Source organism: Streptomyces sp. NPDC104096 (assembly GCF_055584385.1).
Genome location: NZ_JBVJMD010000001.1, coordinates 188,908 through 206,808 on the forward strand (window position 1 = coordinate 188,908; position 17,901 = coordinate 206,808).

Below are 17,901 nucleotides of genomic sequence, written 5' to 3' on the forward strand. Positions count from 1 at the left end.
ACGCACCGAAGAGCGATCATCCATCTGGGTGGTCGCTCTTCGGCGTTCGAGGGGCCGGGTGGCGGCCTCCTTGCACCGGAGGGCCCGGCGAGTATGGTGATCTTCATCGTGCCTGCGAAACCCCCGGTGACAGGCGGCAAGTGACGAGCGCGGCAGCCGGTTCGGGCCTGGGGGCCTTGACGAACCGCACGCAGCGCGCAATTCTCAGGACGCGTCGTCACAACGATCCGAATCCGAGGCATGGATCGACGGCGTGGAGGGCAGTATCAACGTGCATTGAGGGCGTGGGCTTGCAGCAGGTGTCGAGGACGACGAGGGTCTCGAAAAACCCGCACTGGACATCAGTGTGCCGAGTGGCTACACTGTCCCTTTGCGCTGCCTGTTAGCTGTCCCCTGCCCGTCACCAGGGGCATGCCTTCACTCGAGCATCGATGACCGGAACTCTCCGACCTGGCCTTTTGGCCGGATCCGGAACCTCCTGTCCTGATGCGTGAGCGAGGGACCGGTACGCGCGTAGTGAGTCCGAGCCCTCGGAAGGACCCCCTCTTGGCCGCCTCGCGCACTGCCTCGACCGCGAATACGAACAACGCTGCCAGCACCGCCCCGCTGCGCATCTCCTTTGCAAAGATCAAGGAGCCTCTCGAGGTTCCGAACCTGCTCGCGCTGCAGACCGAGAGCTTCGACTGGCTGCTCGGCAACACCGCTTGGCAGAGTCGGGTCGAGGAGGCTCTGGAGAGCGGTCAGGACGTCCCCACCAAGTCCGGTCTGGAGGAGATCTTCGAGGAGATCTCCCCGATCGAGGACTTCTCCGGGTCGATGTCCCTGACCTTCCGCGATCACCGTTTCGAACCGCCGAAGAACAGCATCGACGAGTGCAAGGACCGTGACTTCACGTACGCGGCCCCGCTCTTCGTCACGGCTGAGTTCACCAACAACGAGACCGGCGAGATCAAGTCCCAGACGGTCTTCATGGGCGACTTCCCGCTCATGACCAACAAGGGCACCTTCGTCATCAACGGCACCGAGCGTGTCGTGGTGTCGCAGCTGGTCCGTTCGCCGGGTGTCTACTTCGACTCCTCCATCGACAAGACGTCCGACAAGGACATCTTCTCCGCCAAGATCATCCCGTCCCGGGGTGCCTGGCTGGAGATGGAGATCGACAAGCGCGACATGGTCGGTGTGCGTATCGACCGCAAGCGCAAGCAGTCCGTCACCGTCCTCCTGAAGGCTCTCGGCTGGACCACCGAGCAGATCCTCGAGGAGTTCGGCGAGTACGAGTCCATGCGCGCCACCCTGGAGAAGGACCACACCCAGGGCCAGGACGACGCGCTGCTCGACATCTACCGCAAGCTGCGTCCGGGCGAGCCGCCCACGCGTGAGGCCGCGCAGACGCTCCTCGAGAACCTGTACTTCAACCCCAAGCGCTACGACCTGGCCAAGGTCGGCCGCTACAAGGTCAACAAGAAGCTGGGTGCGGAGGCTCCGCTCGACGCGGGCGTCCTGACCGTCGAGGACGTCATCTCGACGATCAAGTACCTGGTGAAGCTGCACGCGGGCGAGACCGAGACGGTCGCCGACAGCGGCCAGTCGATCGTCGTCGAGACCGACGACATCGACCACTTCGGCAACCGTCGTCTGCGCAGCGTCGGCGAGCTCATCCAGAACCAGGTCCGTACGGGTCTGGCGCGTATGGAGCGCGTCGTGCGCGAGCGCATGACGACCCAGGACGTCGAGGCGATCACGCCGCAGACCCTGATCAACATCCGGCCGGTCGTCGCCTCCATCAAGGAGTTCTTCGGCACCAGCCAGCTGTCGCAGTTCATGGACCAGAACAACCCGCTGTCGGGTCTCACCCACAAGCGCCGTCTGTCGGCTCTCGGTCCGGGTGGTCTCTCCCGTGAGCGGGCCGGCTTCGAGGTCCGTGACGTGCACCCCTCGCACTACGGCCGCATGTGCCCGATCGAGACCCCCGAAGGCCCGAACATCGGTCTGATCGGCTCGCTCGCCTCCTACGGCCGCGTCAACGCGTTCGGCTTCGTGGAGACGCCGTACCGCAAGGTCGTCGACGGTGTCGTCACCGACGAGGTCGACTACCTGACGGCCGACGAAGAGGACCGGTTCGTCATCGCGCAGGCCAACGCCACGCTCGACGACGGCCTGCGTTTCACCGAGAACCGCGTCCTGGTCCGCCGCCGTGGCGGCGAGGTCGACTACGTCCCCGGTGACGACGTGGACTACATGGACGTCTCGCCGCGCCAGATGGTGTCGGTCGCGACCGCCATGATCCCGTTCCTCGAGCACGACGACGCCAACCGTGCCCTCATGGGCGCGAACATGATGCGCCAGGCCGTGCCGCTGATCAAGTCCGAGGCACCGCTCGTCGGCACCGGCATGGAGTACCGCTCCGCCGTCGACGCCGGCGACGTGGTCAAGGCCGAGAAGGCGGGTGTGGTCCAGGAGGTCTCCGCGGACTACATCACCACCGCCAACGACGACGGCACGTACATCACGTACCGCCTGGCCAAGTTCGCCCGCTCCAACCAGGGCACCTCGGTCAACCAGAAGGTCATCGTCAACGAGGGCGACCGGATCATCGAGGGCCAGGTCCTGGCCGACGGTCCGGCCACCGAGAACGGCGAGATGGCCCTGGGCAAGAACCTGCTCGTGGCGTTCATGCCGTGGGAGGGTCACAACTACGAGGACGCGATCATCCTGTCGCAGCGCCTCGTGCAGGACGACGTCCTCTCCTCGATCCACATCGAGGAGCACGAGGTCGACGCCCGTGACACCAAGCTCGGCCCCGAGGAGATCACCCGGGACATCCCGAACGTCTCCGAGGAGGTCCTCGCCGACCTCGACGAGCGCGGCATCATCCGGATCGGTGCCGAGGTCGTCGCCGGCGACATCCTCGTCGGCAAGGTCACGCCCAAGGGCGAGACCGAGCTGACGCCGGAGGAGCGCCTGCTGCGCGCGATCTTCGGTGAGAAGGCCCGTGAGGTCCGTGACACCTCGCTGAAGGTCCCGCACGGCGAGATCGGCAAGGTCATCGGCGTCCGCGTCTTCGACCGCGAAGAGGGCGACGAGCTGCCGCCGGGCGTGAACCAGCTGGTCCGCGTCTACGTGGCGCAGAAGCGCAAGATCACCGACGGTGACAAGCTCGCCGGCCGTCACGGCAACAAGGGTGTCATCTCCAAGATCCTGCCGATCGAGGACATGCCGTTCCTGGAGGACGGCACCGCGGTCGACATCATCCTCAACCCGCTCGGTGTCCCGTCCCGAATGAACCCGGGACAGGTGCTGGAGATCCACCTCGGCTGGCTCGCCAGCCGCGGCTGGGACGTCTCCGGTCTCGCCGACGAGTGGGCCCAGCGCCTTCAGGTCATCGGCGCCGACCAGGTCGCCCCGGGCACCAACGTCGCCACCCCGGTGTTCGACGGTGCGCGCGAGGACGAGCTCGCCGGTCTGCTCCAGCACACCATCCCGAACCGCGACGGCGAGCGCATGGTGCTGCCGACCGGCAAGGCGCGACTGTTCGACGGCCGCTCCGGCGAGCCGTTCCCGGACCCGATCTCGGTCGGGTACATGTACATCCTCAAGCTGCACCACCTGGTCGACGACAAGCTGCACGCCCGGTCGACCGGTCCGTACTCCATGATCACCCAGCAGCCGCTGGGTGGTAAGGCCCAGTTCGGTGGCCAGCGCTTCGGTGAGATGGAGGTGTGGGCGCTGGAGGCTTACGGCGCCGCTTACGCCCTCCAGGAGCTGCTGACCATCAAGTCCGACGACGTCACCGGCCGCGTGAAGGTCTACGAGGCCATCGTCAAGGGCGAGAACATCCCGGAGCCCGGCATCCCCGAGTCCTTCAAGGTGCTCATCAAGGAGATGCAGTCCCTGTGCCTCAACGTGGAGGTGCTGTCCTCGGACGGCATGTCCATCGAGATGCGCGACACCGACGAGGACGTCTTCCGCGCGGCGGAGGAGCTTGGCATCGACCTGTCCCGGCGCGAGCCGAGCAGCGTCGAAGAGGTCTGACGGGAGTCCGGCCGGGCTCACCATGAGCCCGGCCGGCCCCAGGACCCCCGTATCAGACCCCATGACTTACAACCCTGAGAGGGATTGACGCATAGTGCTCGACGTCAACTTCTTCGACGAGCTCCGGATCGGTCTGGCCACCGCTGACGACATCCGTCAGTGGAGCCACGGCGAGGTCAAGAAGCCCGAGACCATCAACTACCGCACCCTGAAGCCCGAAAAGGACGGACTCTTCTGCGAGAAGATCTTCGGTCCGACCCGGGACTGGGAGTGCTACTGCGGCAAGTACAAGCGCGTCCGCTTCAAGGGCATCATCTGTGAGCGCTGCGGCGTCGAGGTCACTCGCGCCAAGGTGCGCCGTGAGCGGATGGGCCACATCGAGCTGGCCGCTCCCGTCACCCACATCTGGTACTTCAAGGGCGTCCCGTCGCGCCTGGGCTACCTGCTGGACCTGGCGCCGAAGGACCTCGAGAAGGTCATCTACTTCGCCGCGTACATGATCACGTTCGTGGACGAGGAGCGCCGCACCCGCGACCTGCCCTCGCTGGAGGCCCACGTCTCCGTCGAGCGTCAGCAGATCGAGAACCGCCGCGACGCCGACCTCGAGGCCCGCGCCAAGAAGCTCGAGACCGACCTGGCCGAGCTCGAGGCCGAGGGTGCCAAGGCCGACGTGCGCCGCAAGGTGCGCGAGGGTGCCGAGCGTGAGATGAAGCAGCTGCGCGACCGTTCGCAGCGCGAGATCGACCGTCTCGACGAGGTGTGGACCCGGTTCAAGAACCTCAAGGTCCAGGACCTCGAGGGCGACGAACTGCTCTACCGCGAGCTGCGCGACCGCTTCGGCACGTACTTCGACGGTTCGATGGGTGCCGCGGCGCTGCAGAAGCGCCTGGAGTCCTTCGACCTCGACGAGGAGGCCGAGAAGCTCCGCGAGATCATCCGCACCGGCAAGGGCCAGAAGAAGACCCGTGCGCTCAAGCGCCTGAAGGTCGTCTCCGCGTTCCTGCAGACCAGCAACAGCCCCAAGGGCATGGTGCTGGACTGCGTGCCGGTCATCCCGCCGGACCTTCGCCCGATGGTGCAGCTGGACGGTGGCCGCTTCGCGACCTCCGACCTGAACGACCTGTACCGCCGTGTGATCAACCGCAACAACCGTCTGAAGCGGCTTCTCGACCTCGGCGCGCCCGAGATCATCGTGAACAACGAGAAGCGCATGCTCCAGGAGGCCGTCGACGCGCTGTTCGACAACGGCCGTCGTGGTCGCCCGGTCACGGGCCCCGGCAACCGTCCGCTGAAGTCCCTCAGCGACATGCTGAAGGGCAAGCAGGGTCGATTCCGTCAGAACCTGCTCGGCAAGCGTGTGGACTACTCCGCGCGTTCCGTGATCGTCGTCGGTCCGCAGCTGAAGCTGCACCAGTGCGGTCTGCCCAAGGCCATGGCGCTGGAGCTCTTCAAGCCGTTCGTGATGAAGCGCCTGGTCGACCTGAACCACGCGCAGAACATCAAGAGCGCCAAGCGGATGGTCGAGCGCGGCCGCACGGTCGTGTACGACGTCCTCGAAGAGGTCATCGCGGAGCACCCGGTTCTGCTGAACCGTGCGCCCACCCTGCACCGCCTCGGCATCCAGGCCTTCGAGCCGCAGCTGGTCGAGGGCAAGGCCATCCAGATCCACCCGCTCGTCTGCACCGCGTTCAACGCGGACTTCGACGGTGACCAGATGGCCGTGCACCTGCCGCTGTCCGCGGAGGCGCAGGCCGAGGCCCGCATCCTGATGCTGTCCTCGAACAACATCCTCAAGCCCGCCGACGGCCGTCCGGTGACGATGCCGACCCAGGACATGGTCCTCGGTCTGTTCTTCCTGACGACCGACGGTGAGCTGCGCGACACCAAGGGCGAGGGCCGCGCGTTCGGCTCCACGGCCGAGGCGATCATGGCGTTCGACGCCGGTGAGCTCGCGCTGCAGTCGGCGATCGACATCCGCTTCCCGGTGGGCACCATCCCGCCGCGCGGCTGGACCCCGCCGGCCGTGGAGGAGGGCGAGCCGGAGTACCAGACCGGTGACACCTTCCGTCTGCGCACCACCCTGGGCCGCGCGCTCTTCAACGAGCTGCTGCCCGAGGACTACCCGTTCGTCGACTACTCGGTGGGCAAGAAGCAGCTCGGCGAGATCGTCAACGACCTGGCGGAGCGCTACCCCAAGGTCATCGTGGCGGCGACGCTCGACAACCTGAAGTCGGCCGGCTTCTACTGGGGCACCCGCTCCGGTGTCACCGTGGCCATCTCCGACGTCGTCGTCCCCGAGGCCAAGAAGGCCATCGTCGCGGGCTACGAGGCGCAGGACGAGAAGGTCCAGAAGCAGTACGAGCGCGGTCTGATCACCAAGGAAGAGCGCACTCAGGAGCTCATCGCGATCTGGACCAAGGCGACCAACGAGGTCGCCGAGGCGATGAACGCGAACTTCCCCAAGACGAACCCCATCTTCATGATGGTTGACTCGGGTGCCCGAGGAAACATGATGCAGATGCGGCAGATCGCCGGTATGCGTGGTCTGGTGTCGAACGCCAAGAACGAGACCATCCCGCGTCCGATCAAGGCGTCCTTCCGTGAGGGCCTGTCCGTGCTGGAGTACTTCATCTCCACGCACGGTGCCCGTAAGGGTCTGGCGGACACCGCCCTGCGTACCGCCGACTCGGGTTACCTGACCCGTCGTCTGGTGGACGTCTCGCAGGACGTCATCATCCGCGAGGAGGACTGCGGCACCGAGCGCGGCCTCAAGCTGTCCTTCGCCGAGCGCGGCGCCGACGGCGTCCTGCGCAAGGCGGACAACGCCGAGACCAGCGTGTACGCGCGCTGCCTCGCCGAGGACATCGTCGTCGACGGCAAGGTGCTCGCCCCGGCGGGCGTCGACCTCGGTGACGTCCTCATCGACCAGCTGGTGGCTGCGGGCATCGACACGGTCAAGACCCGCTCGGTCCTGACCTGTGAGTCCGCCGTCGGCACCTGCGCGATGTGCTACGGCCGCTCGCTGGCCACCGGCAAGCTGGTCGACATCGGTGAGGCGGTCGGCATCATCGCCGCCCAGTCCATCGGTGAGCCCGGTACCCAGCTGACGATGCGTACCTTCCACACCGGTGGTGTGGCCGGTGACGACATCACCCAGGGTCTGCCGCGTGTCGTCGAGCTCTTCGAGGCCCGTACCCCGAAGGGTGTCGCCCCGATCTCCGAGGCCATGGGCCGCGTGCGGATCGAGGAGACCGAGAAGACCAAGAAGATCGTCATCACGCCGGACGACGGCAGCGACGAGACGGCGTTCCCGATCTCGAAGCGCGCCCGTCTGCTGGTCTCCGAGGGCGAGCACGTCGAGGTGGGCCAGAAGCTCACCGTGGGTGCCACCAACCCGCACGACGTGCTGCGCATCCTGGGTCAGCGTGCCGTCCAGGTCCACCTGGTCGGCGAGGTCCAGAAGGTCTACAACTCGCAGGGTGTGTCGATCCACGACAAGCACATCGAGATCATCATCCGGCAGATGCTGCGCCGTGTGACGATCATCGAGTCGGGCGACGCGGAGCTGCTGCCCGGCGAGCTGGTCGAGCGCTCGAAGTTCGAGACCGAGAACCGTCGTGTGGTCCAGGAGGGCGGTCACCCGGCCTCCGGTCGTCCGCAGCTGATGGGTATCACCAAGGCCTCGCTGGCGACGGAGTCCTGGCTGTCGGCCGCCTCCTTCCAGGAGACGACCCGAGTTCTGACGGACGCGGCGATCAACGCCAAGTCCGACAGCCTCATCGGCCTCAAGGAGAACGTCATCATCGGTAAGCTCATCCCGGCCGGTACGGGTCTGTCCCGCTACCGCAACATCCGGGTCGAGCCGACCGAGGAGGCCAAGGCCGCGATGTACTCGGCCGTCGGCTACGACGACATCGACTACTCGCCGTTCGGCACCGGCTCCGGCCAGGCCGTTCCGCTGGAGGACTACGACTACGGTCCGTACAACCAGTAAGGCGCGGGTCGTCTGAAGCACTGAAGGGCGGTCACCCCACGGGGTGGCCGCCCTTCGGCGTTTCCGTACGTGGGCCCCGGGCCCGGTGCGGCTCTCAGCGCGGCCGCTGCGGCTGGAGGTACGGCTGGAGGTGGTGCAGCCGGGTGTGGTAGTCCGGGTGGGAGGAGAGCAGCTTGCTCAGCGCGCTCTCCTCGACGGGGACACCGCCGTTCTGGGCGGTGGTCTGGGCCTCGGCCTGCTGTTCCTGCTGGTGCAGCTTGCCCAGTACGGCGGCCAGCATCGGGGCGAAGCCGAGCGCGGCGGCGTGCTCGTCGGCGCGCAGCTCGGCGCGGCGGCCGACGGCGGCGAGCGCGTACGGCACACCCAGGATCAGCAGCGGCAGCCCGTAGAGCGTGCTGATCGTGGCCATCGCGATACCACCGATGAACAGCACCACGAAGGCGACGCCGAAGCAGCCGAAGGCCTTCGACACCCGGAAGACGAAGGTGGAGAACGCCTTGAGGAAACGCCAGGCGAGCCGGCCCGGCAGCGCGTACCAATAACCGAGCAGACCGGACCAGGCGTGGCCGCCGACGTGGTGGCCCAGCTCGTGGGCCATGACGGCGGCGAGTTCGCCGTTGGGGAGCTCGTTCATGGCGAAGCGGGTGACGCCGACGATGTGGCCGGCCGCGGCGACCGCGTTGAGGCCGTCGCTGTCCTCGACCCACAGCTCGTAGTTGCGCCCCTCGACACCGGCGCGGGCCGTGACCTCCCGCCAGACGGGTTCGATTTTGGCTCGTTCTTGTGGAGTGGGGTAGCGCAGATGAAGCAGACGGCGTGCGAGGGCGCTCTCCGTCGGGCGGTGGAACACGAGTGCGCCACTGGCGATCCAGAGCAGGATCACCACGAACGCGAGATCGCCGAAGATCGCGGAGACCAGGCCGACGACGCACAGGCTGCACAGGAAGTTCGGCAGGTAGAGCAGCAGGTTGCCGACCGCGGTGACGTCGGTGCGGCGTTGCTGGGCGGAGATGTGGGTCCGGCGGGCCTCGGTGCTGATGTGGTGCGGATGGGCGGGGTCGTCGGCGGCCGCGGCCGCGCCGGGAGCCGAGGCGGGGGCCGCGGGGGTCTGGGGAGGGGACTGGGTGTACTGCGGAGGTATCGGGGCGGAGGCGCCCGGATAGGTGGGCGCGGCCTGCGGATACGTGGGCGGCTGCGGCCGGCCCGGGTACGCGGGGGGCTGCTGCCCCGGGTACGCGGGCGGCTGTTGCTGCTGCGGGTACGAGGGCTGCGGCTGCGGATACGCCGGAGGCTGCTGTTGCGGGTACGACGGCTGCTGCTGTTGCGGGTACGACGGCTGATGCTGGGGGTACGTCGGTGGCTGCTCTTGCTGCGGATACGTGGGCTGCTGCGGGTACGCGGGCGGCTGTTGCTGCTGCGGGTACTGCGGGGGCACCTGCGGCCGGGCTGTCTGCGTGGGGTACTCCGGGGGCTCCGGGTACTCCGGTGGTGGCTGGGTCATCGTGCTTCCTTGTACTTCCGTGTGCTTCCTGCGGAGTCTCAGAGGCCCGACGGCCTCGGAGGCGGGGACGGCTGCTGTGCGGCCGGATCAGCCGATCAGCAGCGAGGAGGGCAGCAGGGCCGTGCCGGCGCAGAAGGCGATCAGACCGGTGCGGATCCACTGGTGCTTGCGGGCGGCGATATGGCTCAGGCCGGCGAGGGTGCTGGTCAGCCCGGTCGTGGGGTCGCGCCGGGTGTCGCCGAGCGCGGTCTCCAACCGACCGAGCCGGACGGCTTCCTGGATGTCGCCGAAGTAGGACAGCGGGCTGCCCGGCGTCCATGTCCCGGCGCGGTAGCGGGGCAGCACCGCCAGCATCAGGGCCAGCAGGGACAGCCCCAGGGCTCCGGTCCCGGCCCACCACAGCACCGCGCCCGGGACGGAGAGCGCGGCCGGGGACCAGTCCCGCCCGGCGAGCAGCCCGCTGGAGACACCCACGGTCATACCGAGGGCGCCGACCAGGACGGACGCCTTGCCGTCCGCTCGGGCCACCTCTGCGCGCAGCTCCGTGAGCAGCCGCTCGCAGAGGGGGACGAGGTCGCCGTAGTCCGGGTCGCGGTCCGGGTCGCCGTCCGGGCGGACGGCCGGCGCCGGGCCGGGAGCGGGATCGAGCGTGGTCATCCGCCGCTGCCCTCCACCCGGTCGGCAGCATCCTTGTCCCCCGGCTCGCCGTCGCCGTCGTCCTGGAGGGCGGCCGCCGGGACGTCCGGCACCGTCTGGGCCGGCAGCGTCGGGGTCCTGCCGTAGCCGGGCGGGGGCTGCCAGGCGGGGGGCTCCGGCGGTGCGGACGGCGGCCCGGCCGGGGCCGCGGGGGCGTACGCCGGCGGCGGCGGCGAGGCGGGCGGCGGGGCGTCCGGCCCACCCGCGGCGGGCGGGAACGGGGGACGCTGCGCGGCACCGGGCGACGCGGGGGGCGCGGGCGGCGCGGTGGGCATGTCCGGCGCGCCCGCCGGAGCCGGAGGCACCCCGGGGACTCCGTACGACGGGGAGCCGGGCGTCCCGGGCACGACCTGTGTCGGAGAACCGGGTGCTCCGGGTGCTCCGGGCACGACCTGCGGCGGAGCGCCGGGCGTCCCGGGGACTCCGTACGACGGGGAGCCGGGCGCCCCGGGCACGACCTGCGGCGGAGCGCCGGGCGTCCCGGGAACAACGTACGGCGGAGAACCGGGCGACCCGGGGACACCGTAAGGACCGGATCCGGGCGCCCCGGGGACACCGTAAGGACCGGGTCCGGGCGCCCCGGGGACACCGTACGAAGGAGAACCGGGCGCCCCCGGGACGCCGTAAGGACCGGGACCGTAAGGACCGGGACCAGACGTTCCGGGGACGCCGTAGGCACCGGGAGCGGGGACCGGCGGCACTCCGGGGGCCCCCGGTGTCCCCGGGGCGCCGTACGGGCCCGTCGGCGCCGCGTACCCGCCCGGGTGCTGCGCGCCCGCCCACCCCGGCCCGCCGTCACCCGGCAGCCCGGGCACCCCCGCCGCGCCCGGATCCGGCGCGCCGCCCTGCGGGACAGCCGACCCCGGATACACGGGGGCACCCCCCGGCAGCTGCGGCGGGTCCTGCGGTACGCCCGGCAGCCGCTGGGTGAGGATGTCGTTGACCGTGCGCAGGGCCAGCTGCTTCGGGCCCTCCAGCTCCCAGTTCTCCGCGCCCTCGCCGCCCAGCAGTTGCTTCACCAGTTCCATCTGGGACTGGATCATGCGGAGCTGGTCCTCCCGCATGCTGTTCATGACGGTGGCCGAGTCCTCCGGGTGCTGGGCCAGGTGCAGCGCCCAGGCGTGCACACCGCCCTGCTGGAGGTGCCACGCGTAGAACCTGGCCTTCTCCGCCTCCAGTTGCTGGAGCTGCATCTGCTGCTCACCGGCCAGCAGCGCCTGCGCGTGCTGCATGCGCTGCTGCTGGAGGATCAGCTCCTGCTGCTGGGCGCCGTACTGCATGGCCCGCTCGATCTGGAGCGCGTCGCTCTGCCGGCCCCGGCGGTCGACCTGGACGTCGATGTCCATGCCCCGCTGCGCCGCCAGGATCTGCTCGCTGGCGGACTGGTCGATGGCCCGCATGCGCCGCTGGTGCTCGATGTCGTCCTCGTCGCGGCGCAGCCGGAGCGTCCAGGTGACCTGGAGTCCGGCCGGGGCCCCGAGCGGGCCCAGCAGGTTCATCCGCTCCAGCAGCTCGGCCTCCGCGGCCGCGCTCTCGGCGATGGGGAACCGGCGCGTCACCGGGCGGGCCGCCTGCTGGAGTTCGCTCAGCACCAGACCGGGTACGTCCCGGTGGCCGCTGGCCACGAACCGGGCCGGGTCGATGACCTGCCAGGAGATGTCGACCGCGGCGGTGAACTCGAACGCGTCGTTGTCGCTGGGCAGTTCGAGGTCGCAGGTGTGCGGGTGCACGCCCATGTCGACCTCGTACACGGCCGTGTAGTGGTTGGCCAGGACCTCGGCGCGGGTCGGCCGCCGGGGCGGCAGATAGGGCTCGTAGCCGCCCTTGGCGGTGGAGAAGACCAGGGCGTGGTCGATACGGACGTATGACTTGAGGTTGAAGTCGAAGCGCGACAGCTGCCGCACGGTGAGGACCGGGTCGACGATCTGGGTGTGCCGGTCGGCCTGCTGCTGCCAATCGGGCTGGCGGAAGGTGGGCATGGGGCGTGTCTCCTCGGACGTACCACCCGGCGTGCGCGGGGCGTTCTGACGTGGGTCAGCGGGTCGGAAGCGTGGTGAGCAGGCGGGCCGCCACCGGGGGCGGGGGGTTGCCGTCCTCGCCGGGCATGGTGCGCAGCAGATGGCTCAGCCGCTGGTGTTCGGCGGGTGTGGTGACGAGCGTCGGGAGCAGGGCGGCCAGCGCCCATTCGGTGGTGGTGGCGCGGTCGGCGATCAGGACCCAGTCGCGCAGGACGTCGAGCGCGTGCCGGGTGGCGCGCGGGTCGGCCAGCGCGGCGCGCCAGAGGTGGGGGATGCCGCGGGCCGCGGCGCCGCCGGCGGGCACCGCGCGGGCGTACCAGGCGAGGACCAGCGGAGTGCCGTAGCGCTCGTCGTCCTCCTTGCGGCGGCAGGCGTTGACGAATCCGGCGAGCGCGAGGTCGTGCACGGCGCGGTCGCGGTCGAGGTGCTCGCGCAGTTCCGCGAGCACCTGGTCGCTGGCGGGGGAGAGCAGCAACAGCTCGACGGCCTCGCCGAGTTCTCCGGCCATCGCCTCGTCGAGGTCGTCGGGGCCGTCGTCGTAGAGCCGCCGTACCGCTCCGCGCAGGGCGGCCATGGCCTCCGCGGGGCGTTCGGGGCCGATCAGTCCGTACGACCGCACGGCCACCCAGCGCAGCCGGGCGTCGTCGCCCTCGCACCAGGCGTCGAGGATGCGCGGGATGTTGGGCGTGCCGATGAGGTGGGCGAAGGTCAGCGAGTTGACCGCGACGAGCCGCTGGCGGAACCGCTGCGAGGTCGCCCACGGCTCGATGACCAGCGCCATCGCCGAGGGCAGGTCGGTACGGGCCAGGATCGCGACGGTGGACGCGGCGCGGGTGCGCACCAGCGGGCGGCCGTCGTCGGCGAGCTGTCGCAGCCACTTGATGAGGGCGGGCCGGGCGGACGGGTGGCCGGTCCACAGCTCGCGCAGCAGCACCAGCGAGGCGCGTTCGTCCCGGAACCTGGCCTTCTGCTGGAGCACCAGACCCCATTCGGTGTGCTCGTCGTCCTCGAACCGCTCGGCGCGGGCCAGCCGCAGCCGTTTGCCGATATGGGTGCCGAAGACGGGGACCTCGGGGACCCGGGAGGGGTTCTCGGTCTCCTGGAGGAAGCGGTACAGCAGGTCGCTCAGCTCGGCGGTGAGGGCGTACGGGCCACCGTCGAAGGCGGCCAGCGCGACCAGGAACGCCTTGTCGCGCAGATGGATCGCGCTCTCGTCCTCCTCGAACCACTCCTGCACCTGGTGCTCCAGGGAGAGCAGCGAGAACTGGGCGACATCGTCCTCGGTGACCCGTCCGGCCGCGTGGCCGGCCAGCAACTGGGCGAAGGCGGCCACCTCGCGCAACTGGTGGCCGCGCTCCAGGAACTCCGTCACGGCCGGCAGGTCGAGGAGTTTGGCGTTGGCCTGCGGGTCGGGTCCGGCGTCCAGGTGCGCGCGGAGCACCTCGGCCGCGACCGGCGGCCGCCACTCCACGGCGGGCACGTCCTCCAGGACGGCGGTGGGGCCGACGGTGACGACCAGATAGGCGTTCCGCTCGGCGAGCCGGTCCTTCGCGGCGAGCAGGTGCGGTTCGCGCAGCGGGCGGTCGCGGCGGGTGGCGAGGTCGCACAGGACGTAGCCGCGGGCCTGCTCCTCGGTGGCGAACCGCTCGGCGAGGGAACTCGGTCCGGTGTCGCTCAGCAGGGCGCGGACGGGGGCGGCGGCGAGTCGGCGCAGCAGCATCAGGGCGGCCGTGCGACGGCCGGTGAAGCGGGCGCCGGACAGGACGAGCACGCGGTCGCGGCGCAGGCGTTCGAGGAGGTCGGCCATGACCTCCTCGTCGGCGGCGAAGGTGGCGGCCAGGCGGTCGAGCGTGGTTTGCGGGATCTCGCCGGAGGCCGAGGAGGGCGCGGAGTACCCGGCCATCGCGTAGTGGATCTCCGTCTTGGTGCCCATGATGACGTCGCCGGTGACCCGGCCGCCGCTGACGCCGTGCTGGTGGCCGCCGACCAGGCTGCCGCCGAACGACGGCGAGCCGCCGTTGAAGTTCATGGTCCGGGGGCTGTGGTCGATCAGGTCGCGCCGGGCCGACCAGGCGTTCTGCGGCTGCTCGCGCTCCTCGGCGGCGGGCGCGGCCGCCGACTGGGTCTCGTCGGCGGCCGGCTCGGCGGGCTTCGGCTCAGGGGCGGCCGCCGCGCCGCCGGCGGAGGCCGCCGCGGGTCTGGGGCTGTCCGGTTCGGGCTGGGCGTTCACGCGTCTTCCCCTCGCTCGTGGCCGCGCTCGTGGCCGCCGAGGTGTACGTCGCCGGTGACCTGGCCGCCGCTGACGCCGTGCTGGTCACCGGCGACCAGGCTGCCGCCGAAGGAGGGCGAGCCGCCGTTGAAGTTGAAGACGGCGCCCGGCGCCGGGGCTCCCCGTGTCCCGTCCGGCGCCGGGCGGTCCTTGCGGGTGCCCTGCGCGGGGACCCGTTCCTCGGGGGTGCCTCGCGCGGGGCCCCGTTCCTCGGGGGCGCCCGGCGCGAGGACCCGCTCCTCGGGAGTCCCCTGGGCGGGGACCCGATCCTGGGGTGTGCCCTGGGCGGGGACGCGCTCCTCCGGTTGCCCCTGCGCGGGACCGAGCTCCTCGGGCGGACTCTGGGCGGTGACGTGCGGCGCCGGGCGGTCCCCCGATCCGCCCGGCGCCTGCCCCGCCCCCGTGCCACCGTGGTCCTGGCCGGCGACCCCCGCGGGCACCGGTCCGTGCAGCCACGCCTTCAGCGGGCCGTTCTTGCTCGCCACCGTCACCGGATGGAACTCGTCGGCGGGGATGCCGGGGTGGTCATGGCGTACGACACCGGAGTGCAGGGCGTCCGAGACGCACAGGGCGAAGTCGCCGGTGCGCTCGCGCAGCGCGGCCCGCAGCACGTCCGCGTCCAGCAGCCGGCAGGCGTGGTTGAGGTCGCTGCCGACCCAGCCGGCGTGCCGGTCGACGGCGACCCAACCGGTGGCGAGGACACCGCGCAGCCGGATCTGCGCGGAGCTGGACGCCATGCGGTTGACCGTCCGGAGCTGCGCCGGGACCTCCGTGAGCAGGGCCCGCAGCAGTGCCGTGACCGGGGCGCCGGCGTCGATCAGCTCCATCACCGAGTCCCCGCGGTCGGCCCGCAGCCGACGGGTCTCGTCGATGCCCGCGCTCTCCAGCGTGCGGTCGGCGATGTCGTAGAGCATGCGTCGTAGATAGGCCTGCTCCACGTCGTCCCGATCGCTGAACCTCTCGATGTCCAGCAGCAGGAGCGTGCGGTTCACAGGGTCGGTCATGGTCGCCTCTCGGGGGGTGTGCCGTGCAGAGCAGCAGCGTGGTGGCGACGGGGCTCGGGCGGTGAGGGCGGATGACCCATTCGGAGTGTGACCGTGTGCACAGAAGGGCGTCCGAGGCAGGTGGGACACCACGGGCAGGGCCGCGGGACACCACGGGCAGGGCGCGCTCGCCCGCCCGCCCGCGTCGGCTGCCGCGCGCGTCGACGCGCGGCGAGGCGTCTGCGGCCGCGCGCGGCGAGGTGTCGGCTGCCGCGCGCGCCGACGCGCCGCGAGCCCCGCTCATTCCTCCGACGGTCCCGGTGGTGTCGGGATGCCCGCCGCCGGACCCGTCGCCGCGATGCGGCGCAGGATGTCCGGCCGCATGATCAGCATGGTGCGGCGGCCCGTGGCCACGGCCCCCTTGTCCCGCAGTTCCCGCAGCAGGCGCTGCACCATCTCCCGGGACGCCCCCACCGAGCCGGCCAGCTCCTGCTTGCTGAGCGGCACGGCCAGCTCGACGCCCTCCGGGGTGCGGCGGCCGTGGGTGCGGGCCAGATCCAGCAGCAGGACGGCGAAGCGTTCCCGCACGCTCATCGAGGCGAACTCCAGCCGGCGCCGGTCCGCCGCGCGGGTGCGGTCCGCGGTGAGCCCGAGCAGGGCGAAGGAGACGGCGGGGGAGCGGCCGAGGAAGTCCTTGAAGCGGTCGCGTTCGACGGCCACCGCCCGTACGGGCTCCAGCGCGGTCACCGTCGCCGACCGTGGGCGTCCGGTCAGCGCGGCCGACTCGCCGACGATGTCGCCGGGGCCGCGCAGCGCCAGCAGGGCCTCGTAGCCGTTGGCGGCCGAGGCGGTGACCTTGGTCCAGCCGTGGACGAGGAAGAGGACGTGGGAGGAGGGCTCGTGCTGGCGGACCAGGACCATGCGGGGCGTGAAGTCCAGCGAGCGGCCCAGGGCCAGCAGCGCCGAGCGGTCCTCGCTCTCCAGCCGGGCCAGGAACGGCACCCGGTCGTCCAGCCCGCCGTCGTCCGGCGAGTACGCAGGTGTCCACATTGTCATGCTCAGCCCCCGATTCACCGCAACGGACGGATCAACGTACTGAAGGCGCAAGATCGCGGAGCGTGAAAGGGCGCGAATCGGCCATTTCTGGATGAGGGCTTCCGGCCGCTCCGGTCGCGGCGGGCCGCGCCGGTCCGTATCGTGGGTCGGTGCGGTGATCGGCGCGGGTCTTTCGCGCGCGGACGGGCCTCGGGCCGGGAACCGCTGATTCGAAGATCGTGGACGGGGTCGCGGCTTCGGCTTGAATCGTGTGGGCCTACCGGTCCTGCCCATTTGTTTTGACCACAGCGAATGAGGTAGGTACGCTCAGACCTTGTGCCTGGGGTGTGCCCTGGCCCTCGTGCGTGCCTTGAAACCGCACGCGGGGTCTGTCAACGGCCACCGCGATCTGCGCCCTTTTCGCCTCGCGGCGAAGATCTGCCGGATTCGACACACCCGACCGCGTGGGTCGGCGAATGTTCCAGGTTAGCTTCACCATTCGGCACACAGAAACCGGAGAAGTAGTGCCTACGATCCAGCAGCTGGTCCGTAAGGGCCGGCAGGACAAGGTCGAGAAGAACAAGACGCCCGCACTCGAGGGTTCGCCCCAGCGTCGTGGCGTCTGCACGCGTGTGTTCACGACCACCCCGAAGAAGCCGAACTCGGCCCTGCGTAAGGTCGCGCGTGTGCGTCTGACCAGCGGCATCGAGGTCACCGCTTACATTCCGGGTGAGGGACACAACCTGCAGGAGCACTCCATCGTGCTCGTGCGTGGCGGCCGTGTGAAGGACCTGCCCGGTGTTCGTTACAAGATCATCCGCGGTTCGCTCGACACCCAGGGTGTCAAGAACCGCAAGCAGGCCCGCAGCCGCTACGGCGCCAAGAAGGAGAAGTAAGAATGCCTCGTAAGGGCCCCGCCCCGAAGCGCCCGGTCATCATCGACCCGGTCTACGGTTCTCCTCTTGTCACGTCGCTGATCAACAAGGTGCTGCTGAACGGCAAGCGCTCCACCGCCGAGCGCATCGTCTACGGCGCCATGGAGGGTCTGCGTGAGAAGACGGGCAACGACCCGATCATCACGCTGAAGCGCGCGCTTGAGAACATCAAGCCGACCCTCGAGGTCAAGTCCCGCCGTGTCGGTGGTGCGACCTACCAGGTCCCGATCGAGGTCAAGCCCGGTCGCGCCAACACCCTCGCGCTGCGCTGGCTCGTCGGTTACTCGCGCGCCCGTCGCGAGAAGACCATGACCGAGCGCCTCCTCAACGAGCTCCTCGACGCCTCGAACGGCCTCGGTGCGGCCGTGAAGAAGCGTGAGGACACCCACAAGATGGCCGAGTCCAACAAGGCCTTCGCGCACTACCGCTGGTAGTCGC

The 17,901-nt window shown here is 70.1% G+C and carries 10 protein-coding genes; 4 read left to right on the forward strand and 6 right to left on the reverse strand.

The window, feature by feature from the left end:
* Positions 1-546: 546 nt before the first annotated feature.
* Together rpoB and ACZ60B_RS00955 are read left to right on the forward strand one after the other, a co-directional pair.
* Entirely contained in the window at positions 547-4,032 is a 3,486-nt protein-coding gene (gene rpoB / locus ACZ60B_RS00950) for a DNA-directed RNA polymerase subunit beta (RefSeq protein ID WP_469383120.1), read from the forward strand.
* Between the two features lie 94 nt (positions 4,033-4,126).
* Positions 4,127-8,026, forward strand: a complete 3,900-nt coding sequence (locus tag ACZ60B_RS00955) for a DNA-directed RNA polymerase subunit beta' (RefSeq protein ID WP_469383122.1) — start codon at positions 4,127-4,129, stop codon at positions 8,024-8,026.
* A gap of 94 nt (positions 8,027-8,120) precedes the next feature.
* Here ACZ60B_RS00955 and ACZ60B_RS00960 read toward each other — a convergent pair whose 3' ends face one another.
* The 6 genes from ACZ60B_RS00960 to ACZ60B_RS00985 all read right to left on the reverse strand — a co-directional run bounded on the left by ACZ60B_RS00960 (position 8,121) and on the right by ACZ60B_RS00985 (position 16,543).
* A complete protein-coding gene (locus tag ACZ60B_RS00960; protein WP_469383124.1) occupies positions 8,121-9,527 on the reverse strand; it encodes a M48 family metalloprotease in 1,407 nt (468 codons plus the stop codon).
* A gap of 87 nt (positions 9,528-9,614) precedes the next feature.
* Positions 9,615-10,184: a Pycsar system effector family protein gene (locus ACZ60B_RS00965; protein ID WP_469383126.1), complete on the reverse strand. Its 570-nt coding sequence runs from the start codon at positions 10,182-10,184 to the stop codon at positions 9,615-9,617.
* The gene (locus ACZ60B_RS00970; RefSeq protein WP_469383128.1) at positions 10,181-12,202 is read right to left on the reverse strand and encodes a hypothetical protein; all 2,022 of its coding nucleotides are present in this window, start codon (positions 12,200-12,202) and stop codon (positions 10,181-10,183) included. The genes ACZ60B_RS00965 and ACZ60B_RS00970 overlap by 4 nt, the downstream gene beginning before the upstream one ends.
* Positions 12,203-12,257: 55 nt before the next feature.
* Positions 12,258-14,471 (reverse strand): hypothetical protein, encoded by a 2,214-nt coding sequence (locus ACZ60B_RS00975; RefSeq protein ID WP_469383130.1) that lies wholly within the window; start codon positions 14,469-14,471, stop codon positions 12,258-12,260.
* The gene (locus tag ACZ60B_RS00980) at positions 14,468-15,514 is read right to left on the reverse strand and encodes a hypothetical protein (RefSeq protein ID WP_469383132.1); all 1,047 of its coding nucleotides are present in this window, start codon (positions 15,512-15,514) and stop codon (positions 14,468-14,470) included. The genes ACZ60B_RS00975 and ACZ60B_RS00980 overlap by 4 nt, the downstream gene beginning before the upstream one ends.
* Positions 15,515-15,793: 279 nt before the next feature.
* Entirely contained in the window at positions 15,794-16,543 is a 750-nt protein-coding gene (locus ACZ60B_RS00985; protein ID WP_469383539.1) for a Crp/Fnr family transcriptional regulator, read from the reverse strand.
* 509 nt (positions 16,544-17,052) lie between these two features.
* Here ACZ60B_RS00985 and rpsL point away from each other — a divergent pair.
* Positions 17,053-17,424 carry a 30S ribosomal protein S12 gene (gene rpsL, locus ACZ60B_RS00990; protein ID WP_003948652.1) on the forward strand — a complete coding sequence of 124 codons (372 nt, stop codon included), beginning with the start codon at positions 17,053-17,055 and terminating at the stop codon, positions 17,422-17,424.
* Positions 17,425-17,426: 2 nt separating this feature from the next.
* Complete coding sequence (rpsG, locus tag ACZ60B_RS00995) at positions 17,427-17,897, forward strand: 30S ribosomal protein S7 (RefSeq protein WP_003992340.1); 471 nt, start codon at positions 17,427-17,429, stop codon at positions 17,895-17,897.
* Positions 17,898-17,901 lie beyond the last annotated feature (4 nt).

Bases quoted from the DNA above. Each gene is read 5' to 3' on its own strand.
- ACZ60B_RS00970 (WP_469383128.1), bottom strand. From the start codon at position 12,202: ATGCCCACCTTCCGCCAGCCCGATTGGCAGCAGCAGGCCGACCGGCAC.
- rpsG (WP_003992340.1), top strand. From the start codon at position 17,427: ATGCCTCGTAAGGGCCCCGCCCCGAAGCGCCCGGTCATCATCGACCCG.
- ACZ60B_RS00960 (WP_469383124.1), bottom strand. From the start codon at position 9,527: ATGACCCAGCCACCACCGGAGTACCCGGAGCCCCCGGAGTACCCCACG.
- ACZ60B_RS00985 (WP_469383539.1), bottom strand. From the start codon at position 16,543: ATGTGGACACCTGCGTACTCGCCGGACGACGGCGGGCTGGACGACCGG.
- ACZ60B_RS00965 (WP_469383126.1), bottom strand. From the start codon at position 10,184: ATGACCACGCTCGATCCCGCTCCCGGCCCGGCGCCGGCCGTCCGCCCG.
- ACZ60B_RS00980 (WP_469383132.1), bottom strand. From the start codon at position 15,514: ATGACCGACCCTGTGAACCGCACGCTCCTGCTGCTGGACATCGAGAGG.